Genomic DNA, 1,272 nt, shown 5'->3' with positions numbered 1-1,272 from the left:
GAGCTATAAACAAGAGAAAGTAATAGATAAATTAACGATCTCAGAAGAGCAAAAAACATATTCAGAAATTCAATCTGACAATTAGCAAAAACTAACCAACTGTCAGATTAAGTAGTGGCTATTACAGATTATAATAGTCATTTTGATTTTCAGTCCTTTACTCGAGTTCAACATTAATTAATCCGTAGTCTCCTTACGCTCAATCTATGGTTCAAGACTACGGATAGATGGGGTGCAGCTGAAGCTAGTTACACAAATGTATTACCCTCCATCTGCGCGGTAAAGGCTACCTTACATCATATTGATGGCACTGTTTCTAAAATCATGATGACTTTGCCACGCTACAGCGGTTGGGCAGAATTTTTAGAGGATGGGAAAATGCCATTCGGGAATACGTGTATCAGCTCACCCGGCATTGGATACAGATTAGTCATTTCTTTATCGAAACCGAAGCCATCACACCAAATGGTACAATAGCTTCCTGTTTTTTGCCCCGCCGGTTCGATATCCCTTTGGGCAAATTTTATAAACCGATGGTGCCTGGCACCTGGGTATCAGCCAATCAGCACCCGCATCATCCAAAGTATAACCAAAAAGGAGCGGGCAAAAGTTTATTCGAATTAATGGCTATTGCAGGCAACAGAAATGATGTGGTTTATCATCAGGTGGAACCGAATATTATTCTTTGTGGTATTCCATTCGAAAGCAAATCGGCCTATTTTGAAAAAGGTGATATTCCTATCGGGCATTTTGAAAAGAATGGAATTGAATATACGGTGATTTACAGTTATAATGTTGATGGGAAAGGGATTTTTGAGTGATAAAGGGGAAAACTGAATTTAAGCCCTTGCAGATGGTAAGGCTAACCTCTTCAATGCCTTTTACTTAAGAATTAAGAACTGGTAGAAATAGCAAAGCGCAGCAATTTCAACTGCGGCGCTTTGCTTTTTAAATTTTGGTTTTAGTAAGATGTTAAGACCAATTAGGAGGACAACTCCTTAAAAAAGAAGGGAAACTCAGCTTTGAACTTAATATCATTGCCAAAATGGCCTTGAATATAATCGAGAGGGAGACAGAATCTAAAAGCACAAAACCCCAAAAAAAGAAAAAAGGCGGCTTTAGATGATGAATTCAGAAGTAAACTAATCTGTAATAGCCACTACTTAATCTTACAGTTGGTTAGTTTTTACTGATTGTCAGATTGAATTTGTGAGTATGTTTTTTGCTCTTCTGAGATCGTTAATTTATCTACTACTTTCTCTTGTTTATAGC

1 protein-coding gene is annotated in these 1,272 nt (G+C 37.6%); it reads left to right on the top strand.

Going from position 1 to position 1,272, the window contains the following annotated elements:
• Positions 1-350: 350 nt before the first annotated feature.
• Positions 351-821 (top strand): hypothetical protein, encoded by a 471-nt coding sequence (locus ACFE6N_RS23490; RefSeq protein ID WP_378940362.1) that lies wholly within the window; start codon positions 351-353, stop codon positions 819-821.
• The last annotated feature ends 451 nt before the right edge of the window (positions 822-1,272 follow it).

The sequence above is a fragment of the Pedobacter sp. BG31 genome (assembly GCF_042464845.1).
In the GTDB taxonomy this organism is placed as follows: Bacteria; Bacteroidota; Bacteroidia; order Sphingobacteriales; family Sphingobacteriaceae; genus Pedobacter; species Pedobacter suwonensis.
Note: the sequence above shows the minus strand (reverse complement) of the source record. Positions and strands in the feature narration are given on the sequence as shown.